Origin of the sequence: Pseudomonas fluorescens (genome assembly GCF_040448305.1) — a bacterium.
Lineage (GTDB): Bacteria > Pseudomonadota > Gammaproteobacteria > Pseudomonadales > Pseudomonadaceae > Aquipseudomonas > Aquipseudomonas fluorescens_BH.
The window spans coordinates 2,616,289-2,636,913 of the sequence record NZ_CP148752.1; the positions used below are offsets into that span (position 1 = coordinate 2,616,289).

Annotated in this window: 13 protein-coding genes, 2 tRNA genes and 3 rRNA genes; 12 read left to right on the forward strand and 6 right to left on the reverse strand. The window is 57.8% G+C overall.

Going from position 1 to position 20,625, the window contains the following annotated elements; translation table 11 throughout:
• Positions 1-11 precede the first annotated feature (11 nt).
• From WHX55_RS11880 to WHX55_RS11900, 5 genes are all read left to right on the forward strand, one after another.
• Entirely contained in the window at positions 12-1,043 is a 1,032-nt protein-coding gene (locus tag WHX55_RS11880; protein WP_353742685.1) for a ferredoxin--NADP reductase, read from the forward strand.
• Positions 1,044-1,084: 41 nt separating this feature from the next.
• Complete coding sequence (locus WHX55_RS11885; RefSeq protein ID WP_353742686.1) at positions 1,085-1,972, forward strand: VOC family protein; 888 nt, start codon at positions 1,085-1,087, stop codon at positions 1,970-1,972.
• A gap of 114 nt (positions 1,973-2,086) precedes the next feature.
• Positions 2,087-3,289, forward strand: a complete 1,203-nt coding sequence (locus WHX55_RS11890; RefSeq protein ID WP_353742687.1) for a flavin-dependent monooxygenase — start codon at positions 2,087-2,089, stop codon at positions 3,287-3,289.
• Between the two features lie 124 nt (positions 3,290-3,413).
• Complete coding sequence (locus WHX55_RS11895; protein ID WP_353742688.1) at positions 3,414-4,604, forward strand: Rieske 2Fe-2S domain-containing protein; 1,191 nt, start codon at positions 3,414-3,416, stop codon at positions 4,602-4,604.
• 123 nt (positions 4,605-4,727) lie between these two features.
• Positions 4,728-6,506, forward strand: a complete 1,779-nt coding sequence (locus tag WHX55_RS11900) for an FAD-binding protein (RefSeq protein WP_353742689.1) — start codon at positions 4,728-4,730, stop codon at positions 6,504-6,506.
• Between the two features lie 107 nt (positions 6,507-6,613).
• Here the strand turns inward: WHX55_RS11900 and WHX55_RS11905 are convergent, their stop codons facing one another.
• Positions 6,614-8,005 (reverse strand): aldehyde dehydrogenase family protein, encoded by a 1,392-nt coding sequence (locus tag WHX55_RS11905; protein WP_353742690.1) that lies wholly within the window; start codon positions 8,003-8,005, stop codon positions 6,614-6,616.
• A 100-nt stretch (positions 8,006-8,105) separates the two neighbouring features.
• On the opposite strand from WHX55_RS11905, the gene WHX55_RS11910 reads away from it, so the two are divergent.
• The 7 genes from WHX55_RS11910 to rrf all read left to right on the forward strand — a co-directional run bounded on the left by WHX55_RS11910 (position 8,106) and on the right by rrf (position 17,185).
• A complete protein-coding gene (locus WHX55_RS11910) occupies positions 8,106-8,984 on the forward strand; it encodes a LysR family transcriptional regulator (protein ID WP_008047600.1) in 879 nt (292 codons plus the stop codon).
• 77 nt (positions 8,985-9,061) lie between these two features.
• A complete protein-coding gene (locus tag WHX55_RS11915) occupies positions 9,062-11,266 on the forward strand; it encodes an OsmC domain/YcaO domain-containing protein (protein ID WP_353742691.1) in 2,205 nt (734 codons plus the stop codon).
• Positions 11,267-11,963: 697 nt separating this feature from the next.
• Positions 11,964-13,500: ribosomal RNA gene (locus WHX55_RS11920) — 16S ribosomal RNA — on the forward strand.
• Between the two features lie 122 nt (positions 13,501-13,622).
• Positions 13,623-13,699: transfer RNA gene (locus tag WHX55_RS11925), tRNA-Ile, on the forward strand.
• A gap of 9 nt (positions 13,700-13,708) precedes the next feature.
• A tRNA-Ala gene (locus WHX55_RS11930) sits at positions 13,709-13,784 on the forward strand.
• 241 nt (positions 13,785-14,025) lie between these two features.
• A 23S ribosomal RNA gene (locus WHX55_RS11935) occupies positions 14,026-16,919 on the forward strand.
• A 150-nt stretch (positions 16,920-17,069) separates the two neighbouring features.
• Positions 17,070-17,185: ribosomal RNA gene (gene rrf, locus WHX55_RS11940) — 5S ribosomal RNA — on the forward strand.
• The 16S, 23S and 5S rRNA genes sit together here with 2 tRNA genes alongside, the layout of an rRNA operon.
• 65 nt (positions 17,186-17,250) lie before the next feature.
• Here rrf and WHX55_RS11945 read toward each other — a convergent pair.
• From WHX55_RS11945 to WHX55_RS11965, 5 genes are all read right to left on the reverse strand, one after another.
• Complete coding sequence (locus tag WHX55_RS11945) at positions 17,251-18,003, reverse strand: hypothetical protein (protein ID WP_353743045.1); 753 nt, start codon at positions 18,001-18,003, stop codon at positions 17,251-17,253.
• A gap of 46 nt (positions 18,004-18,049) precedes the next feature.
• Positions 18,050-18,478, reverse strand: a complete 429-nt coding sequence (locus tag WHX55_RS11950; protein WP_353742692.1) for a hypothetical protein — start codon at positions 18,476-18,478, stop codon at positions 18,050-18,052.
• Between the two features lie 138 nt (positions 18,479-18,616).
• Positions 18,617-19,030, reverse strand: a complete 414-nt coding sequence (locus WHX55_RS11955; protein WP_150756683.1) for a VOC family protein — start codon at positions 19,028-19,030, stop codon at positions 18,617-18,619.
• A gap of 89 nt (positions 19,031-19,119) precedes the next feature.
• The gene (locus tag WHX55_RS11960; RefSeq protein ID WP_353742693.1) at positions 19,120-19,779 is read right to left on the reverse strand and encodes a TetR/AcrR family transcriptional regulator; all 660 of its coding nucleotides are present in this window, start codon (positions 19,777-19,779) and stop codon (positions 19,120-19,122) included.
• Positions 19,766-20,617, reverse strand: coding sequence for a 3-hydroxybutyryl-CoA dehydrogenase (locus tag WHX55_RS11965; protein WP_150756685.1), 852 nt, complete (start codon positions 20,615-20,617; stop codon positions 19,766-19,768). The genes WHX55_RS11960 and WHX55_RS11965 overlap by 14 nt, the downstream gene beginning before the upstream one ends.
• Positions 20,618-20,625 lie beyond the last annotated feature (8 nt).

The window sequence follows — 20,625 nt, forward strand, 5'->3', positions numbered from 1 at the left end:
GAGTTGAAGTTATGTCGACGTCCCTTTATCTCCGGCTCCAGGTGGCCGAGGTCATCGAGGAAACGCACGATAGCAAGTCGATCGTGTTTGCCTCTCCCGTGGAGCCGCGGGCATTCGCTTACAAGCCGGGCCAGTTCTTGACTCTGCGCATCCCTGTCCAGGGGCAGAGCATCGCCCGATGCTATTCGCTGGCTAGTGCGCCGGCGGTGGACGCTGCACTGAAGGTCACCATCAAGCGTGTACGCGATGGTCTGGGTTCCAACTGGATCTGCGACAACCTGCGCGCCGGTGACGTCTTGGAGGTATTGCCGCCAGCCGGGGTGTTCTGTCCGGCTTCTCTGGATGTCGATTTTCTGCTGTTCGCCGGCGGCAGCGGCATCACGCCGGTGATGTCGATTATCAAGTCCTGCCTGCACCAGGGTAGCGGTCGGGTTCAGCTGTTCTACGCCAACCGCGATGAGCGCTCGGTGATCTTCCGCGATGAGTTGCAGCAACTGGGGCGTGCTTACCCGCAACGCCTCACGGTCATGCACTGGCTGGAGTCAGTTCAGGGGTTGCCGACAGCGGCGCAGCTGGCCGGCGTCTGCCACGGGCGCCTGGATGCGTACGCCTTCGTCTGTGGCCCCGGCCCCTTCATGGATGCCGTGGAGCAGACGCTGCTTGACCTGAACGTGGAGCGCAGCCGGATTCATGTCGAGCGTTTTGTTTCGCTGAGCAGCGACCCCGGCGTCCTGGCCGATGCCCCTGCAGCGGCAGCCGACGGCCCACGGGTTGAACTCATGGCGCAGCTCGACGGCGAGCATCACGTGCTGCCCTGGAGTCCGGATGTCGATCTGCTGGATGCCTTGCTCGGGGCAGGGGTCGGTGCGCCCTTTTCCTGTCGCGAGGGGCGCTGCAGTGCCTGCATGTGCCGGGTGGCGGAGGGCGAGGTGAGCATGCGTAGCAACGAGGTGCTGAGTGCCGTCGATCTGGCCGAGGGCTGGGTGCTGGCCTGCCAGGCTCGACCACTGAGCGACAAGGTCTCGGTCAGCTTCGACGGCTGACGTTTGGGTGAAAAACAAGAAACATCATTAGGGAGAGGCTCATGAGCATCAATCAATTCGCTTACGCGGTAGTCGAGTCCACTGATATCGAAAAGTGGCGCTTCTTTGGCAGCCAGATTATCGGCCTGGCCGAAGAGTCGGGCGAGGATGGCGCGCTGTATCTGAAGGCCGATGGCCGCCGCTATCGCATCCTGGTGGTGCCGGGGGCGAGGGACGGCCTTTATGCGGCGGGCTGGGAGACTGCCTCCGAGGAGCAGTATCTCGCGTCGAGAGAATCGCTCGTCAGGGCGGGTGTGGAGATCGTCGAGTCGACACCGTTGGATCGACATCTTCGTTGCGTCACCGGGATGTTTTCCTTCGTGGACCCGTCCGGGAACCGGCAAGAGGTGACCTGGGGACCGATCTCGGACTTCGCGCCCTTCGTTTCGCCGGTCGGCGTCGAGCGTTTCGTCACCGGTCCCATGGGTATGGGGCACGTGGTGCTGCCGTCGATGAAGTTCGAAGAATCGAAGCAGTTCTGGACCGACGTCTGCGGATTCCAGCTGTCCGACATGCTGCATGTCCAGCTCTCGCCCGAGTACCGGGCGCGCATCCACTTCCTGCACTGCAACCCACGCCAGCACAGCCTGGCGCTGGCCGAGATGCCCCAGCCCAGTGGCTGCGTGCACATCATGATGGAGGTGCCCGGGCTCGATGATGTGGGTCGCGCGCTGGACCGCATCGCCCGGCACAAGGTCCCGCTGGCGGCCACGCTTGGACGCCATGTCAACGACGATATGGTTTCGTTCTACGTCTGGACGCCGGGCGGCTTCGCCCTGGAGTTCGGCTGCGGCGGCATGGTTGTGGACTGGGAGAACGATCACACGGTTTTCGAAACGACCCGTGGCAGCCATTGGGGACACCAGTGGGCCGCGCCGCCGGCCTCGTGATTTAGCGCCATCTACTCCTGATGCAGGGCGCGCCGGGGGCCTTTTGTTGTGGAACATGAGCCTGTGGCCACCCTTGCGCCAAAGCGGGATTCACTACTTGGGAAGTCGAGAACAATGCAAACAGTCGAGATGAAACAGCCTGCCGCGAACATTCCCGGCAGCGAAGAGCTGATCGCCCGAGCCCGGGCCCTGGTTCCGGTGTTGCGCGAGCGAGCGGTGCTGGGCGACGAGAACCGCCGTCTGCCGCAGGAGACCATTGCCGACCTGCAGGCCGCAGGGCTGTTCCGCGTCCTGCAGCCCAAGCGCTATGGCGGCTACGAGATGAGTCCCAAGGTGTTCTACGACATCGTCATGACCCTGGCCGAAGGCGACATGTCGGTGGGCTGGGTCTACTCGGTGGTCGCGGTACATGCGTGGCAGATGGCGCTGTTCGATGACCGTGCGGCGCAGGAAGTATGGGGTGAGGACAGCAATGTCCGGATCTCTTCTTCCTATATGCCCACGGGTCGTGCCAAGCCTGTCGAGGGTGGTTTCCTGTTCAGCGGGCGCTGGGGCTACTCCAGTGGTTGCGACCACTGCGACTGGGTGTTCCTCGGTGGCCTGGTGGAAACTGCCGAGGGGCAACCTGTTGATGCGCGCACCTGGCTGATTCCACGCAAGGACTACGAAATCGTCGATACCTGGCATACCGCGGGCCTGAAGGGGACCGGTAGCAAGGATATCGTCATCAAGGATGCCTTTGTGCCGGAGTACCGCACGCACAAGATGATCGACGGCTTTACCTGCAACAGCCCCGGCAACCAGATGAATACCGCGGCGCTGTATCGCATGCCATTCGGCCAGGTATTCAGCCGGGCGGTGTCCACGGCCTCGATCGGGGCGTTGCGCGGCATGGTCGACAGCTTCGTGGAGACCGCCAAGACCCGTGTCAACGTCGTGGGTGCCAAAACCAGCGACGACTCGGTAGCGCAGCTGGCGATCGCTGAAGCGATCAACACCATCGACGAGCTGACCCTGGTGCTCAAGCGCAACTTCGAGGCGCTCGAAGGTTATGCCGAGCGGGGCGAGGTTCCGCCGATCGAGGAGCGGGTGAAGTATCGCTTCCAGGCCAGCTACCCGCCGGAGCGCGTCGCGGAGCTGGCCTCGCGCCTGTTCAAGGCGGCCGGCGGTGCGGCGGTCTACACCCGAAACCCGTATGGGCGCTTTCTCGCCGACATCAATGTCTGTCGCCAGCATGCCGCCAATCAGTTCCAGATGTTCGGCACGAACTGGGCCAAGGTGCAGTTGGGCCAGCAGAGCCTGGATTTTTTCCTGTAACGCCCCGGGATCGGGGACATACCCCCGACCCACTGGTATTCCCGGGATAGACAGAGGGTGGACACGGGTCTCGCGACAACCACTGTCTTTAGCCTGCAAACAATAAAAACGACTGGAGGTCTTTATGAGCAACCTGGCCAACGAGAAGCCCCACATCATCGTGAGCGACCAGTGCGAACGTTTTGCCCGCGGTTGGCACTGCCTGGGGCTGAGTGAACAGTTCCGTGATGGCAAACCGCATACCCTCGAGGCATTCGGCCTCAGGCTGGTAGTGTTCGAGGGCGAACACAACAAGCAGCTCAATGTCATCAACGCCTTCTGCCCGCACATGGGCGGTAACCTGGGCGAGGGCAGCATCAAGGGCGACACCATCGCCTGCCCCTTCCATGACTGGCGCTGGGCCGGTGACGGCAAGTGCGCGGCCATCCCCTATGCCAAGCGCGTGCCGCCGCGCGCGCGCACGCAAAGTTTCATGACCTGCGAGGAAAACAAGCAGCTGTTCGTCTGGCACGACCCCGAGGGCAATCCGCCACCGCCGGATGTGATCATTCCCCACCTGGAAGGCGCTTTCAGCGATGACTGGAGCGACTGGTCCTGGTCAACCCATGAGGTCGATACCAACAGTCGGGAGCTGGTCGACAATCTGGTGGACGTCGCGCATTTCTTCTACGTGCATGGCGAGGGCATGGGCGGCGGCAGCACCTACTTCAAGAACGTCTTCGAGGACCATTTCGCCACCCAGTACCTGGAGATGGGGCCGCAACCAGAGCAACCCGGCTATCAGAAGGATGCCGCCTATACCGGCGATCTGAGCAAGCTGGATGGTTTTTCACGTGGAGAAACGACCTACCATGGTCCCTCCTATCTGGTGTCGCGCTTGCTGACCAATATTCCGGGCAACGAGCCGATAGAGACCTATGAAATCCTCGCGCACTACCCGGTTCATGCGAACAAGTTCGTACTGCACATGGGCTTTATCACCCGCAATAGCCCGATGCTGCCGCCCGAGCACAATGCCGCTCGCGCCGCTGCCGTAGCCGAGGCGTATCGCGTGGGCACTCTGCAGGACGTGGCGATCTGGCGAACCAAGACCCGCATCGACAATCCGCTGCTCTGCGACAGCGACGGTCCGTTGTACCAACTGCGTCGCTGGTACCAGCAGTTCTTCGAGGACATTGCCGATATCAAGCCGGAAATGGTCAACCGCTTCGAGGCCGAAACCGACACCCGCCACGCACAGCCCGTGTGGGAGCAGCAGGCTGCCGAAAAGCTCGCTCAGTACGCACCTGCGGCGGCAGCCAAGTCGCAAGACTGATGTACGAGGGGCACCGCGCTAGAGCGGTGTCCCGATTTCCTGTTTCCGGCTGGCCTTCGGTGCGGGGCACTGCAGCGCAGCCGGTCATCCTCACACCAGCCTTTTCGATAGAGGGGCGGCATCATGGAGAACGCCATGTCGTCCGATTTTGGTCCGCACTCGCCTCAATGGTTCAGTCGTATCGAGGCGCCGGAACGAGTCGAGAGCCCTGACCAGGTTGCTTGGGATGTCACCACCGACTTCGCCGTGGTCGGCTATGGAGGCGCAGGCATCAGCGCGGCCTTGCAGGCGGCGGAAAAAGGTCTGAAAGTGCTGGCGGTCGATGCCTTTGGTGGCGGCGGGGCGACGGCGATGAACGGCGGCATTTTCTATGCCGGGGGCGGCACACCGATTCAGCGTGCGGCAGGCGTTACGGACAGTGTCGAGGCTATGTACAGTTACTTGAACCTTGAGGTACAGGACGTGGTCAGCCCGCAAACACTGCGCCGCTTCTGCGAAGGCAGTGTGGCCGATCTGGAATGGCTGCAGGGGCATGGGGTACGGTTCGACAGCACCTACTACACGAAGAAGACTTTCTATCCGCCTTCCGGCTATTTTCTCTACCACTCCGACAGCTCGCTGGCCGAGTCCTGTGCGGCAGTTGCCGAGCCTGCGCCACGGGGACACAAGTACTGGCATCCGCCGGTCAATCAGGCGGTAGGCTTCGGTGTTCATCTGACCGAGCCCCTGCAGCAGCGGGCGCGGGCCCAGGGGGTGGAGTTCTGGCCACGAACCGAAGCTCGCCGTCTGGTGCTTTGCGCAAGAGGGGAGGTGGTTGGGCTGGTGGTCATCCGGATGCCACCCGGCTCGCCGCATACCCAGGCGTACATCGACGCGCAGGAAATGGCCCGGCAACTGCTGCAGAAGCTCCCCTCATCGATGCCGGGATTCGCCCATCTGGAGCGCAAGGCCGAACGTTATTGGCGCAAGGCCGACGAGTTGCAGCGCCAGCATGGCGTCGTCCAGCGAATCCGGGCGACGCGTGGGGTGTGCTTGAGTGCCGGCGGGTTCATCTGGAACCGGCAGATGCTCGCCGCCCATTCCCCCAAGTACATCTCCAATATGGCGATGGGCTCCCCTGGCGGGGACAACGGTAGTGGCATCCGCCTGGGCCAGAGCGCGGGAGGAGAGGCTGCGCTGATGGAGCGGGTGAGCAGCTGGCGCTTCATAAACCCGCCTTCTCAGTGGCCCAAGGGCATTCTCGTCAACAGCCAGGGGCAGCGCTTCGTAAACGAGGAACTCTATGGCGCGGCTATCGGCCTCAAGATGAACGAGCATCAGCAGGGGCGGGGCTACATCATCCTCGACCGAACGCTTTACCGCGGTGCCTGGAAGTCTGCAGTGCTGGAGAACCTGTTTCCCTTCATGCGTCTGCCCCTGGTGCTGGCGCTGCTCTTCCAGACCCGCAAGGCGAGCACTCTGCAAGGTCTGGCCGAAAAGCTCGGGATGCCGGCGGCCAACCTTCGGGAGGCCGTGGCCCGCTACAACCGGGCGGCCGAGGGGCTGGAGCCAGACGCGTTCGGCAAGAGTCGCTCGGAATGCCAAGCTCTTAGCGATGGACCGTTCTATGCCGTGGATGTTTCGGCCTCCAGCAAGCTCTTCCCCTGTTCTGCCATGACGGTAGGCGGCCTGCGGGTTGATGAGGACAGCGGTCAGGTGTTGCGCGAGGACCGCACCCGGATCACCGGCTTGTATGCGGCCGGTCGTACGGCAATCGGACTTCCATCGAACCTGTATGTGAGTGGACTGTCTGCAGCGGATTGCGTGTTTTCCGGGCGCCGTGCGGCCAGGCATGCCAGCAGCCAGGCGACCAAGGAGCCCTGCCTGACTGCACCCGAGAATTTGCCTTTGGATTTGACTTAAGGCTGTCGTCCGGGATTTTTCAATGACTGGGCCCAATCTGAAAAGATTGGGCTTTTTCATGTCTGAAAAATACCCGCCGGTTTTATCCCGGGAGCACTACGCTGCCCCTAGCGCCGATCCAGCCAAACAGTCTGTGCATTACAGAATTCGCGCACCCCGAAATGCGAGAGCTCCCGGCCAAAGCCACTCTTCTTCACGCCACCAAAACTGACACGCGGATCGCTGGCGCTATAGCCGTTGATGAACACGCCGCCGGTTTCAAGTTCGCCTGCCATCTGCCGGGCAAGTTCGACATTGCGCGTGTAGAGGGTGGCGGTGAGGCCGAACTCGCTGTCATTGGCCAGCTCCAGCGCATGGGCGGCGTCTCGGGCCGTGATGATTGAAGCCACAGGACCAAACAATTCCTGTTTGAATGATGTCATCTGATCGGTCACGTCGCCGAGTACGGTGGGCTCATAGTAGTTGCCAGGGCCTTCCGCCTTGTTTCCACCCATCAGCAAGGTCGCACCTTCTTCCAGTGTGTCGCGCACCTGTTGATCCAGTTCGTCGCGCAGGTCGAAGCGAGCCATCGGGCCGATGTAGGTGGTGGTAGCCAGTGGATCACCGACAACCAGTTGTTGGGTGGCTTCGACGAACTTGCGGGTAAATTCCTCGACAATGCCTTGCTCGACAATCAGGCGTTTGGCAGCGGCGCAGACTTGCCCGGTGTTTTGATAGCGCCCGATCACGGCGGCTTTCACCGCCTCATCGAGGTCGGCGTCGTCGAGCACGATAAATGGGTCGGAACCACCGAGCTCCAATACACATTTCTTCAGTGCAGCTCCGGCCTGAGCACCGATGGCCATGCCCGCGCGCACGCTACCGGTGAGGGTGACAGCCGCGATGCGTGGGTCGGCAATAGCCTTGGATACACCTTCCGGGGTGACGTTGATGACCTCGAAAACACCTTCGGGGAAGTCCGCTTGCTTGAAGGCCTCCAGCAGCAGGTAGGCGCTGCCCATGACGTTTGGCGCGTGCTTGAGCACGTAGGTATTGCCGGCGAGCAGGGTGGGGACCGCGCCGCGCAGGACTTGCCAGATGGGGAAGTTCCACGGCATCACGGCGAGAATCGGGCCGAGAGGGCGATATTCAATGCGTGCCCTGCCGCCTTCCACCAAGGTTGGTTCCGGGCTAAGCATGGCGGGGCCGTGTTCGGCGTACCACTCGCAGAGCTGTGCACATTTTTCAACTTCGCCGCGGGCCTGAGCAATCGGCTTGCCCATCTCCAGGGTGATCATGTTCGCCATGGCCTCGGCATTGTTGCGCAAGGCCTGGCCGAGGTTGATCAACAGCTGCGCGCGTTGTTCAACCGGTTTGCCGCGCCAGGCACGAAACCCGGTAGCGGCCCGCGTCAGCGCGGCCTGCAGTGCCAAATCGGATTCGAAAGGGTAATGGCCGATCTGCTCGCCAGTAGTGGGGTTGATCGAAATGGCATGGGTAAGGCTGGATACGTTGGTCATGGCACCGTCCTGCGAGGTAGGAATGTGCTCAGGGTATGGGGCTGTATGTTTTCTGGAAACTGAATAATACTGAGCATAACGTTCACGTTTGGAGAATGACTTGGATCTGGTTCAGCTCGAAATCTTCAAGGCTGTCGCCGAGCACGGCAGCATCAGCGTGGCCGCCCAGCATATCCACCGGGTGCCATCGAATCTCACGACCCGAATCAAGCAGCTTGAACTGGACCTGGGTGTGGACCTGTTTATCCGCGAGAAGAGTCGACTGCGCCTGTCGCCGGCCGGCTGGAGCTTTCTGGATTACGCTCGACGTATTCTCGACCTGGTTCAGGAAGCGCGCGCCACCGTGGCGGGTGAAGAACCCCAGGGAGCCTTCGCCCTGGGTTCGCTGGAAAGTACTGCAGCGGTACGTATTCCAGAGCTATTGGCCGCCTATAACCAGAAGCACGCCAAGGTCGAACTGGACCTGTCCACCGGCCCCTCCGGGACCATGATCGATGGGGTGTTGTCGGGGCGGCTGGCCGCTGCATTCGTCGATGGGCCGGTGTTGCATCCGGCGCTGGAAGGCGTGCCTGCATTCGAGGAGGAAATGGTCCTGATCGCACCGCTCAACCATGAGCCGATTCATCGGGCCAAGGATGTGAATGGCGAAAACATCTATGCCTTCCGCTCCAACTGCTCTTATCGCCACCACTTCGAAAGCTGGTTCGCCAATGGCGCGGCGGTACCCGGCAAGATTTTCGAAATGGAGTCCTATCACGGCATGCTGGCCTGCGTCAGCGCCGGTGCCGGCCTGGCGCTGATGCCCCGCAGCATGCTCGAAAGCATGCCTGGATGCACGACGGTCAGCGTCTGGCCGTTGTCGGAGTCGTTCCGCTATCTGCGCACCTGGCTGGTGTGGCGTAGGGGGACGGTGTCGCAGAGCCTGACGATGTTTGTGCGTTTGCTTGAGGAGCGCGGGGTGGTGTTGGTCGAAAAATAGTGGAAAGTTAACGGTCTGTGCTGAAAAACCGGATAATGGCGGCCAAATCGTATAGCTCGTTATTCTGGTAAGCACGCATGGAAATCAAGGTCAACTTTCTCGACAACCTTCGACTTGAGGCCAAGTTCGACGACTTCACGGTGATCGCCGATCAACCCATTCGCTACAAGGGCGATGGCTCGGCACCGGGGCCGTTCGATTACTTCCTGGCTTCGTCGGCGTTGTGCGCGGCGTACTTCGTGAAGTTATATTGCGAAACTCGCAATATCCCCACCGAAAATATCCGCCTGTCGCAGAACAACATTGTTGATCCGGAAAACCGCTACAACCAGATTTTCAAGATTCAGGTTGAATTGCCGGCGGACATCTCCGCCAAGGATCGTCAGGGGATCTTGCGCTCCATCGACCGTTGCACGGTAAAGAAGGTGGTGCAAACCGGGCCTGAGTTCGTGATTGAAGAGGTCGAAAACCTCGACGCCGATGCCCAGGCGTTGCTGATGCCGCACTCGACTGGCGAAGCGGGCACCTACATCGTGGGCAAGGACCTGCCGCTGGAGCAAACCATCGCCAACATGTCGGGCATCCTGGCCGACCTGGGCATGAAGATTGAAATCGCTTCGTGGCGCAATATCGTTCCCAATGTGTGGTCGCTGCACATCCGCGATGCGCACTCGCCGATGTGTTTTACCAACGGCAAAGGCGCGACCAAAGAAGGCGCGCTGGCATCGGCATTGGGCGAGTTTATCGAGCGACTGAACTGCAACTTCTTCTACAACGATCAGTTCTGGGGCGAGGACATCGCCAACGCGGCGTTTGTGCATTACCCGGACGAGCGCTGGTTCAAGCCTGGCCCGAAGGACGAACTGCCGACTGAAATCCTCGACGAGTACTGCCTGAAGGTCTACGACCGGGATGGCGAGTTGCGTGGCTCGCATCTGTACGACACCAACTCCGGCAACACCCAGCGTGGCATTTGTTCATTGCCGTTTGTGCGCCAGTCGGACAATGAGGTGGTGTACTTCCCGTCCAACCTGATCGAAAACCTGTTCCTGAGCAATGGCATGAGCGCCGGCAACACGCTGGCCGAAGCCCAGGTGCAGTGCCTGTCGGAGATCTTCGAGCGCGCGGTCAAGCGCGAAATCCTCGAAGGCGAAATGGCCCTGCCGGATGTGCCGCAGGAAGTACTGGCGAAATACCCGGGCATCCTGGCCGGTATCCAGGCCCTGGAAGAGCAGGGCTTCCCGGTGCTGGTCAAGGATGCATCGCTGGGCGGGGAGTTCCCGGTGATGTGCGTGACCCTGATGAACCCGCGTACCGGTGGCGTGTTTGCCTCGTTCGGCGCGCACCCAAGTCTGGAAGTGGCGCTGGAGCGCAGTCTGACGGAACTGCTGCAAGGCCGCAGTTTCGAAGGCATGAACGATCTGCCACAGCCGACCTTCGAAGGTCAGGCGGTGACTGAGCCGAATAATTTCGTCGAGCACTTTATCGATTCCAGCGGTGTGGTCTCGTGGCGTTTCTTCAGTGCCAAGCCGGATTTCGAATTCGTTGAGTGGGATTTCTCCGGTCAAGGCGAAAACTCCAATACCGAAGAGGCCACGACCTTGTTCGGCATTCTCGAAGACATGGGCAAAGAAGTGTACATGGCGGTCTATGAGCACATTGGCGCCAAGGCCTGCCGCATTCTGGTGCCGGATTACTCGGAAATTTATCCGGTAGAAGATTTGATCTGGGATAACACCAACAAAGCGCTGCAGTTCCGCGCTGACATCCTCAATCTGCACAGCCTGAGCAAGGTCGGCCTGAGATCGCTGGCCCAGGGTCTGGAAAACAGCGAGCTGGATGATTACACCGACATCACCACCTTGATCGGCATCGAGTTCGACGACAACACGCCCTGGGGCAAGTTGACGATCCTGGAGCTGAGGCTGCTGATTTATCTCGCCTTGCAGAAGTTTGACCAGGCCAAGGATCTGGTGGAAGCCTTCTTGCAATACAACGACAACACCGTCGAGCGCGGCTTGTTTTATCAAGCCGTGAACGTCGTGCTGGAAATGCAGCTGGACGATGATCTGGAACTGAGCGACTACGAGGTCAACTTCCGCCGGATGTTCGGCAACGAGCGGATGGACGCAGCGATAGGGTCCGTGGATGGCAGCGTACGTTTCTATGGTCTGACGCCGACGAGCATGAAACTGGAAGGGCTCGACAGGCACCTTCGCTTGATCGACAGCTATAAAAAGCTGCACATGGCGCGGGCGAGGGTGGCGGCCTTGTTCAGCTGATAGCGATAACAAAAAAGCACCTTGGGTGCTTTTTTGTTTTTTGGCGGCCGGCTAATCGTCTGTACGCGGTGGTCCCGCTTTTTGGCTATGACATGGGTTGTGGCTGCCTATGAGAAATCTCTTCTATATAGAAGGGCGTTCTGGCTCTTCTATATAGGCGTCCTTTGGGGCGTTTTACTGCTTTCTGCAGCTTATTGATAGAAAACCCAAATCAGTGCTTGACGGCAGATTATAGATGTCTATAATTCGCCCCACTTCCGGCGCAGTCGAAACGGAAAACTCCTTGGTAAACAAAGAGTTACGCAGTTTTCGACAGCAGGTTGCTTCAGTTCATCGAAGCCGAAAGGGAGTTGAAAAAGAGGTGTTGACAGCAGCGTGTAACGCTGTAGAATTCGCCTCCCGCTGATGAGAGATCTGAAGCGCAAGTGGTTGAAGTTGAAAAGGAAACTTGGAAAACTTCTGAAAAATACCACTTGACAGCAAATGAGGCTGCTGTAGAATGCGCGCCTCGGTTGAGACGAAAGATCTTAACCAACCGCTCTTTAACAACTGAATCAAGCAATTCGTGTGGGTGCTTGTGGAGTCAGACTGCTAGTCAACAGATTATCAGCATCACAAGTTACTCCGCGAGAAATCAAAGATGTAACCAACGATTGCTGAGCCAAGTTTAGGGTTTTCTCAAAACCCAAAGATGTTTGAACTGAAGAGTTTGATCATGGCTCAGATTGAACGCTGGCGGCAGGCCTAACACATGCAAGTCGAGCGGATGACAGGAGCTTGCTCCTGGATTCAGCGGCGGACGGGTGAGTAATGCCTAGGAATCTGCCTGGTAGTGGGGGACAACGTTTCGAAAGGAACGCTAATACCGCATACGTCCTACGGGAGAAAGCAGGGGACCTTCGGGCCTTGCGCTATCAGATGAGCCTAGGTCGGATTAGCTAGTTGGTGAGGTAATGGCTCACCAAGGCGACGATCCGTAACTGGTCTGAGAGGATGATCAGTCACACTGGAACTGAGACACGGTCCAGACTCCTACGGGAGGCAGCAGTGGGGAATATTGGACAATGGGCGAAAGCCTGATCCAGCCATGCCGCGTGTGTGAAGAAGGTCTTCGGATTGTAAAGCACTTTAAGTTGGGAGGAAGGGCATTAACCTAATACGTTAGTGTTTTGACGTTACCGACAGAATAAGCACCGGCTAACTCTGTGCCAGCAGCCGCGGTAATACAGAGGGTGCAAGCGTTAATCGGAATTACTGGGCGTAAAGCGCGCGTAGGTGGTTTGTTAAGTTGGATGTGAAAGCCCCGGGCTCAACCTGGGAACTGCATTCAAAACTGACAAGCTAGAGTATGGTAGAGGGTGGTGGAATTTCCTGTGTAGCGGTGAAATGCGTAGATATAGGAAGGAACACCAGTGGCGAAGGCGACCACCTGGACTGATACTGACACTGAGGTGCGAAAGCGTGGGGAGCAAACAGGATTAGATACCCTGGTAGTCCACGCCGTAAACGATGTCAACTAGCCGTTGGGAGCCTTGAGCTCTTAGTGGCGCAGCTAACGCATTAAGTTGACCGCCTGGGGAGTACGGCCGCAAGGTTAAAACTCAAATGAATTGACGGGGGCCCGCACAAGCGGTGGAGCATGTGGTTTAATTCGAAGCAACGCGAAGAACCTTACCAGGCCTTGACATCCAATGAACTTTCCAGAGATGGATTGGTGCCTTCGGGAACATTGAGACAGGTGCTGCATGGCTGTCGTCAGCTCGTGTCGTGAGATGTTGGGTTAAGTCCCGTAACGAGCGCAACCCTTGTCCTTAGTTACCAGCACGTCATGGTGGGCACTCTAAGGAGACTGCCGGTGACAAACCGGAGGAAGGTGGGGATGACGTCAAGTCATCATGGCCCTTACGGCCTGGGCTACACACGTGCTACAATGGTCGGTACAGAGGGTTGCCAAGCCGCGAGGTGGAGCTAATCCCACAAAACCGATCGTAGTCCGGATCGCAGTCTGCAACTCGACTGCGTGAAGTCGGAATCGCTAGTAATCGCGAATCAGAATGTCGCGGTGAATACGTTCCCGGGCCTTGTACACACCGCCCGTCACACCATGGGAGTGGGTTGCACCAGAAGTAGCTAGTCTAACCTTCGGGAGGACGGTTACCACGGTGTGATTCATGACTGGGGTGAAGTCGTAACAAGGTAGCCGTAGGGGAACCTGCGGCTGGATCACCTCCTTAATCGACGACTCAGCTGCTCCATAAGTTCCCACACGAATTGCTTGATTCATTGAAGAAGACGATAGAAGCAGCTTTAAGCTCCAAGCTGATAGCTCCAAGCTAACAGTTACGCGCTCGAAATTGGGTCTGTAGCTCAGTTGGTTAGAGCGCACCCCTGATAAGGGTGAGGTCGGCAGTTCGAATCTGCCCAGACCCACCAATTTTGTATGGGGCCATAGCTCAGCTGGGAGAGCGCCTGCCTTGCACGCAGGAGGTCAACGGTTCGATCCCGTTTGGCTCCACCATTAACTGCTTCGAAGCGTTTGAGAGTTTAGAAATGAATATTCCAAGGTGAATATTGATTTCTAGTCTTTTGATTAGATCGTTCTTTAAAAATTTGGGTATGTGATAGAAAGATAGACTGAACGTTACTTTCACTGGTAACGGATCAGGCTAAGGTAAAATTTGTGAGTTGCTCTTAGGAGCTCAATCGAATTTTCGGCGAATGTCGTCTTCATAGTATAACCAGATTGCTTGGGGTTATATGGTCAAGTGAAGAAGCGCATACGGTGGATGCCTTGGCAGTCAGAGGCGATGAAAGACGTGGTAGCCTGCGAAAAGCTTCGGGGAGTCGGCAAACAGACTTTGATCCGGAGATGTCTGAATGGGGGAACCCAGCCATCATAAGATGGTTATCTTGTACTGAATACATAGGTGCAAGAGGCGAACCAGGGGAACTGAAACATCTAAGTACCCTGAGGAAAAGAAATCAACCGAGATTCCCTTAGTAGTGGCGAGCGAACGGGGACTAGCCCTTAAGTGGCTTTGAGATTAGCGGAACGCTCTGGAAAGTGCGGCCATAGTGGGTGATAGCCCTGTACGCGAAAATCTCTTGGTCATGAAATCGAGTAGGACGGAGCACGAGAAACTTTGTCTGAATATGGGGGGACCATCCTCCAAGGCTAAATACTACTGACTGACCGATAGTGAACTAGTACCGTGAGGGAAAGGCGAAAAGAACCCCGGAGAGGGGAGTGAAATAGATCCTGAAACCGTATGCGTACAAGCAGTGGGAGCCCACTTTGTTGGGTGACTGCGTACCTTTTGTATAATGGGTCAGCGACTTATTTTCAGTGGCGAGCTTAACCGAATAGGGGAGGCGTAGCGAAAGCGAGTCTTAATAGGGCGTCTAGTCGCTGGGAATAGACCCGAAACCGGGCGATCTATCCATGGGCAGGTTGAAGGTTAGGTAACACTGACTGGAGGACCGAACCGACTACCGTTGAAAAGTTAGCGGATGACCTGTGGATCGGAGTGAAAGGCTAATCAAGCTCGGAGATAGCTGGTTCTCCTCGAAAGCTATTTAGGTAGCGCCTCATGTATCACTGTAGGGGGTAGAGCACTGTTTCGGCTAGGGGGTCATCCCGACTTACCAAACCGATGCAAACTCCGAATACCTACAAGTGCCGAGCATGGGAGACACACGGCGGGTGCTAACGTCCGTCGTGAAAAGGGAAACAACCCAGACCGTCAGCTAAGGTCCCAAAGTTATGGTTAAGTGGGAAACGATGTGGGAAGGCTTAGACAGCTAGGAGGTTGGCTTAGAAGCAGCCACCCTTTAAAGAAAGCGTAATAGCTCACTAGTCGAGTCGGCCTGCGCGGAAGATGTAACGGGGCTCAAACCATACACCGAAGCTACGGGTATCACCTTCGGGTGATGCGGTAGAGGAGCGTTCTGTAAGCCTGTGAAGGTGAGTTGAGAAGCTTGCTGGAGGTATCAGAAGTGCGAATGCTGACATGAGTAACGACAATGGGTGTGAAAAACACCCACGCCGAAAGACCAAGGTTTCCTGCGCAACGTTAATCGACGCAGGGTTAGTCGGTCCCTAAGGCGAGGCTGAAAAGCGTAGTCGATGGAAAACAGGTTAATATTCCTGTACTTCTGGTTATTGCGATGGAGGGACGGAGAAGGCTAGGCCAGCTTGGCGTTGGTTGTCCAAGTTTAAGGTGGTAGGCTGGAATCTTAGGTAAATCCGGGATTTCAAGGCCGAGAGCTGATGACGAGTGTTCCTTTGGAACACGAAGTGGTTGATGCCATGCTTCCAAGAAAAGCTTCTAAGCTTCAGGTAACCAGGAACCGTACCCCAAACCGACACAGGTGGTTGGGTAGAGAATACCAAGGCGCTTGAGAGAACTCGGGTGAAGGAACTAGGCAAAATGGCACCGTAACTTCGGGAGAAGGTGCGCCGGTGAGGGTGAAGGACTTGCTCCGTAAGCCCACGCCGGTCGAAGATACCAGGCCGCTGCGACTGTTTATTAAAAACACAGCACTCTGCAAACACGAAAGTGGACGTATAGGGTGTGACGCCTGCCCGGTGCCGGAAGGTTAATTGATGGGGTTAGCTAACGCGAAGCTCTTGATCGAAGCCCCGGTAAACGGCGGCCGTAACTATAACGGTCCTAAGGTAGCGAAATTCCTTGTCGGGTAAGTTCCGACCTGCACGAATGGCGTAACGATGGCGGCGCTGTCTCCACCCGAGACTCAGTGAAATTGAAATCGCTGTGAAGATGCAGTGTATCCGCGGCTAGACGGAAAGACCCCGTGAACCTTTACTATAGCTTTGCACTGGACTTTGAATTTGCTTGTGTAGGATAGGTGGGAGGCTTTGAAGCGTGGACGCCAGTTCGCGTGGAGCCAACCTTGAAATACCACCCTGGCAACTTTGAGGTTCTAACTCAGGTCCGTTATCCGGATCGAGGACAGTGTATGGTGGGTAGTTTGACTGGGGCGGTCTCCTCCTAAAGAGTAACGGAGGAGTACGAAGGTGCGCTCAGACCGGTCGGAAATCGGTCGTAGAGTATAAAGGCAAAAGCGCGCTTGACTGCGAGACAGACACGTCGAGCAGGTACGAAAGTAGGTCTTAGTGATCCGGTGGTTCTGTATGGAAGGGCCATCGCTCAACGGATAAAAGGTACTCCGGGGATAACAGGCTGATACCGCCCAAGAGTTCATATCGACGGCGGTGTTTGGCACCTCGATGTCGGCTCATCACATCCTGGGGCTGAAGCCGGTCCCAAGGGTATGGCTGTTCGCCATTTAAAGTGGTACGCGAGCTGGGTTTAGAACGTCGTGAGACAGTTCGGTCCCTATCTGCCGTGGACGTTTGAGATTTGAGAGGGGCTGCTCCTAGTACGAGAGGACCGGAGTGGACGAACCTCTGGTGTTCCGGTTGTCACGCCAGTGGCATTGCCGGGTAGCTATGTTCGGAAAAGATAACCGCTGAAAGCATCTAAGCGGGAAACTTGCCTCAAGATGAGATCTCACTGGGACCTTGAGTCCCCTGAAGGGCCGTCGAAGACTACGACGTTGATAGGTTGGGTGTGTAAGCGCTGTGAGGCGTTGAGCTAACCAATACTAATTGCCCGTGAGGCTTGACCATATAACACCCAAGCAATTTGCGTCGAAAGGCCAGATTGCGGTGTGTGAAGACGAAAGAACCGAAAGTTCGTGATACTCACAAAACACCAAGCTGTCACATACCCAATTTGCTGAAGCGCGGCCATCTGGTCACGACTCAGTACCCGAATTTCTTGACGACCATAGAGCGTTGGAACCACCTGATCCCATCCCGAACTCAGCAGTGAAACGATGCATCGCCGATGGTAGTGTGGGGTTTCCCCATGTGAGAGTAGGTCATCGTCAAGATTAAATTCCGAAACCCCAATTGCGAAAGCAGTTGGGGTTTTGTTTTTGTCCGCAGGAAATGGAAATTACTGCCCCAACCGCTCCAGCGTGTGCTCCAAGGGTTCCAGCGACACATAGATAAAACCATCAAGCGGACGATTGAGTTCCTCTACCAGCAAGATGGTTGCCCCCGTCGACAGGGCACACATCAGCAATACGACGACAATGGTGCCGTTGCAGGGTGCAAACAGGCCGAACGAACCGAAGATAATCCCCAGCCACGTCACCAGGATCACCAGCATCACCGGTGGAATCGATTGATTGGCCTGCAGCAGGGTCAGCCAGCGGGTGGCAAACACGGTGTCCATGTCTTGCAATGCCTTGGCCTTGAGCGAGCGCTGATCATCGTTGCCGGGCGTCAGTGATTCGACCTGGCGTTGCAGGCCTTCGGAGCGACGGATGACTTCGGGGCTATCGAGTTTTTCAATCTGCCCGTGATCGCGGGTCGCGAGCACTTGGGTGACTTCGGCGTAGTTGTGCTTGAGCTCGGTGCGGATGCCTTGGGTGTCGGGGCCGTAGCGGGCCAGCACGCGGTCGAATTGAACGACTTTCGCCGCCGCGCCCTCCAGTTCGGCATTGGCCGTATCGAAGGTACCTTTGGCAGAGGAAACCAGCAGACCGAGGACCAGCGCCGACATCGTTGCGATGAGGCCGGTGGCCAGCTTCACCACCGCCACGGAGTCATCGCTCAGATGATGGCTCGGTAACCGCTCCCTCACGTACGAGCCCAGCAGTGCGCTGGCGGACAGGCAGGCGAAGACGATGAGGGCGATCACCACGTCATTCAAATTCAACCTCCGTTGACGCTGTCTTCCGGGGAGATATCTACTGGTACTTGATCACGATGCCTTTGAGTTTGCGTCCCTCGATGGTCGTCACGTCGCGAGCCCACAGCGGCCCGCTGGCGTAGGCACCCACCGCCTGAATGTGGTCATAGACCACTACCACCGCGTCGCCACCGAGTTTGGCGGACTCTTCCCGCAGCTTCTGTTCGACTTCGGTAATCGGTGGGGCAGGGTCGATGCTGGCGTCGATCAGCACTTCACCCAGACGCACATGTGGACGCAGAGGCTCCGAGCGCAGTACGACTACCTGGTCTGGCGATGTCGGTGCCGGATGTTCTACGCCGACATAGGCGGTGGTCTGTGCATCGACAGTGGCGCAACCATTGAGGGCCAGCAGGCTGGTGATCAGTCCACCGGCCAGTAGCAAGCATTTGAATCGGGTGGACCAGGACCGGTCGTGGGCTGGCATGGTGGGTTCGCTCCTCTGGTTCGCTGCTATCCATGTGGCTAGTTGACGGTAGCAGACAGGCCGGGAGTTGCCAGAACGCCCAATCTTTTCAGGTTGGGCTTTTTTGTGCCTTGAAGACTGTCGATAAACCAAGGCCTCTCACTGATCCTTTTCGCAGTTGACCATCCACGACACACCAAAACGGTCCACCAGCATGCCGAAGCGCGCCGCCCAGAACGTGGTCTCCAGTGGCATTTGCACAGTGCCACCGTCGGCCAGCGCATTGAAGACCCGCTCGGCCTCGGCAATGCTGTCGACGTTGAGTGAAATCGAGCAACCACTCATGCCCTGGACGGGGCGATCCGGTGTGGTGTCTGACCCCATGATCGCCTGATCGCCCACGATCAGGCGGGTATGGATGATCAGGTTGTGCAGATCCGTGGGGACATGCTCGGCGGCCGGCGTTTCGCCAAAGGTCATCATGGCTTCGATCTGGCCTTGCAGGCACTTCGCGTAGAACGTGAAGGCCGCTTTGCAGTCGCCGTTGAAGATAAGGTAGGGATTGATTTTCATGGTCGGCTCCAGGTGCTCGAGTACATACATCGGTTTGGACGCCGGTTTTTTCGGCGAATTCCGATTGTGTCGAGCCGACAAGCAAAGCGCTAAATCTTTGTCGAAGCTTGTGTTTCTTTAGATGTTTTTTCTATAGGACGCGCGAGGCTTATCGCCTCCGGTGCACGTCGCGGCGCCAGCACACGTTCGATGGCGCCGCTGACCATGCTCTCCAGCAGCTCATCACGTTCCTGCTCGTCCAGCACGTGTGGCGTCAGCCAGCAGGGAGCGCTGTTGAGCAGGGCGCCAATGGCATGCCCGGCCGCCAGCAGCCCTTGCTCGCTGAAGCGCGACTTCGCGCCCAGCATCCTCAGCAATGTGCGTTCGTATTGCTCGCGCAATTGCCGGACCCGAGCCTGTTGCTCTTCGTTCAGGCAACCGCTGTCGCGCTCCACCAGGCGGAAATGCCAGGGCATCTCCCGATGCAGATTCAGATGGGCGCGGATCAGGCTGTTGAGCTTGTCGCGCTTGCCCGGGGTCTTTTGCTGGATACGTCCCAGGGTGGCCAGCAGCTCCTCGTAGAACTCCTCGATCAGGTCGAGCAGCAGATGCTGTTTGCTGGGGTAATGGTGATACAGCGAGCCTGGGGAGAGCCCCAGGCACGTCGCGAGCTCACGCATGCCGACCTGGCCGAACCCCTTGCAGGCAAACAGCTCCAGGACCTTGTCCCGGTACTCGGCAAAGCGCGAGCAACGCTCAGGCATAGGCATGGAAGCCGCGCCCCGTTTTGCGTCCCAGGTAACCGGCGGCGACCATTTCCTTGAGCAACGGCGCCGGGCGATATTTGCTGTCGTTGAAACCGTCATAGAAGGCTTCGAGGATCGACAACAGGGTGTCCAGGCCAATCAGGTCCGCCAGGGCCAATGGGCCGATAGGCTGATTGCAGCCCAGGCGCATACCGGCGTCGATGTCTTCGGCGCTGGCCAGGCCTTCCTGGAACACCAGGATCGCTTCGTTGATCATCGGCACCAGGATCCGGTTGACCACGAACCCCGGACGGTTACCCGCGGTAATCGCTGTTTTGCCAAGGGTGGTCGCCATGTCCAGCGCCAGTTGGTGGGTCGCGTCACTGGTTTGCAGGCCGCGAATGACTTCGATCAGGCCCATCACCGGCACCGGGTTGAAGAAATGCAGGCCGATGAAGCGCTCAGGCTGGCTGACACTGGCGGCGAGTTGGGTGATCGACAGCGACGAGGTATTGGAGGCAATGACGCATTCGTTGCCGACCTGCGCGGCGATCTGTTGCAGCACACGCAGTTTCAGGTCGAGATTTTCAGTGGCCGCTTCGATGACCAGTTGCGCGTTTTGCAGGCTGCTGTAATCGGTGCTGGTGCGGATTTTGTCGAGGGTCGCCTGTTTCTGCTCCGGCGTCAGGGTTTCTTTGGCGATCTGCCGGTCCAGGTTTTTACCGACCGTTGCGACGGCTTTTTGCAAAGCGCTTTCGGAAATGTCGAGCAAGGTCACGTTGAAACCGGCCATGGCACAGACTTGTGCGATGCCGTTGCCCATGGTGCCCGCACCGATCACCCCGATGTTTTGCAGATTCATCTTCCCAT

Excerpts from the sequence above, each read along its gene's own strand:
- WHX55_RS11880 (WP_353742685.1), top strand. The coding sequence starts at position 12 with ATGTCGACGTCCCTTTATCTCCGGCTCCAGGTGGCCGAGGTCATCGAG.
- WHX55_RS11885 (WP_353742686.1), top strand. The coding sequence starts at position 1,085 with ATGAGCATCAATCAATTCGCTTACGCGGTAGTCGAGTCCACTGATATC.
- WHX55_RS11890 (WP_353742687.1), top strand. The coding sequence starts at position 2,087 with ATGCAAACAGTCGAGATGAAACAGCCTGCCGCGAACATTCCCGGCAGC.
- WHX55_RS11895 (WP_353742688.1), top strand. The coding sequence starts at position 3,414 with ATGAGCAACCTGGCCAACGAGAAGCCCCACATCATCGTGAGCGACCAG.
- WHX55_RS11900 (WP_353742689.1), top strand. The coding sequence starts at position 4,728 with ATGGAGAACGCCATGTCGTCCGATTTTGGTCCGCACTCGCCTCAATGG.
- WHX55_RS11905 (WP_353742690.1), bottom strand. The coding sequence starts at position 8,005 with ATGACCAACGTATCCAGCCTTACCCATGCCATTTCGATCAACCCCACT.
- WHX55_RS11915 (WP_353742691.1), top strand. The coding sequence starts at position 9,062 with ATGGAAATCAAGGTCAACTTTCTCGACAACCTTCGACTTGAGGCCAAG.
- WHX55_RS11950 (WP_353742692.1), bottom strand. The coding sequence starts at position 18,478 with ATGCCAGCCCACGACCGGTCCTGGTCCACCCGATTCAAATGCTTGCTA.
- WHX55_RS11955 (WP_150756683.1), bottom strand. The coding sequence starts at position 19,030 with ATGAAAATCAATCCCTACCTTATCTTCAACGGCGACTGCAAAGCGGCC.
- WHX55_RS11960 (WP_353742693.1), bottom strand. The coding sequence starts at position 19,779 with ATGCCTATGCCTGAGCGTTGCTCGCGCTTTGCCGAGTACCGGGACAAG.
- WHX55_RS11965 (WP_150756685.1), bottom strand. The coding sequence starts at position 20,617 with ATGAATCTGCAAAACATCGGGGTGATCGGTGCGGGCACCATGGGCAAC.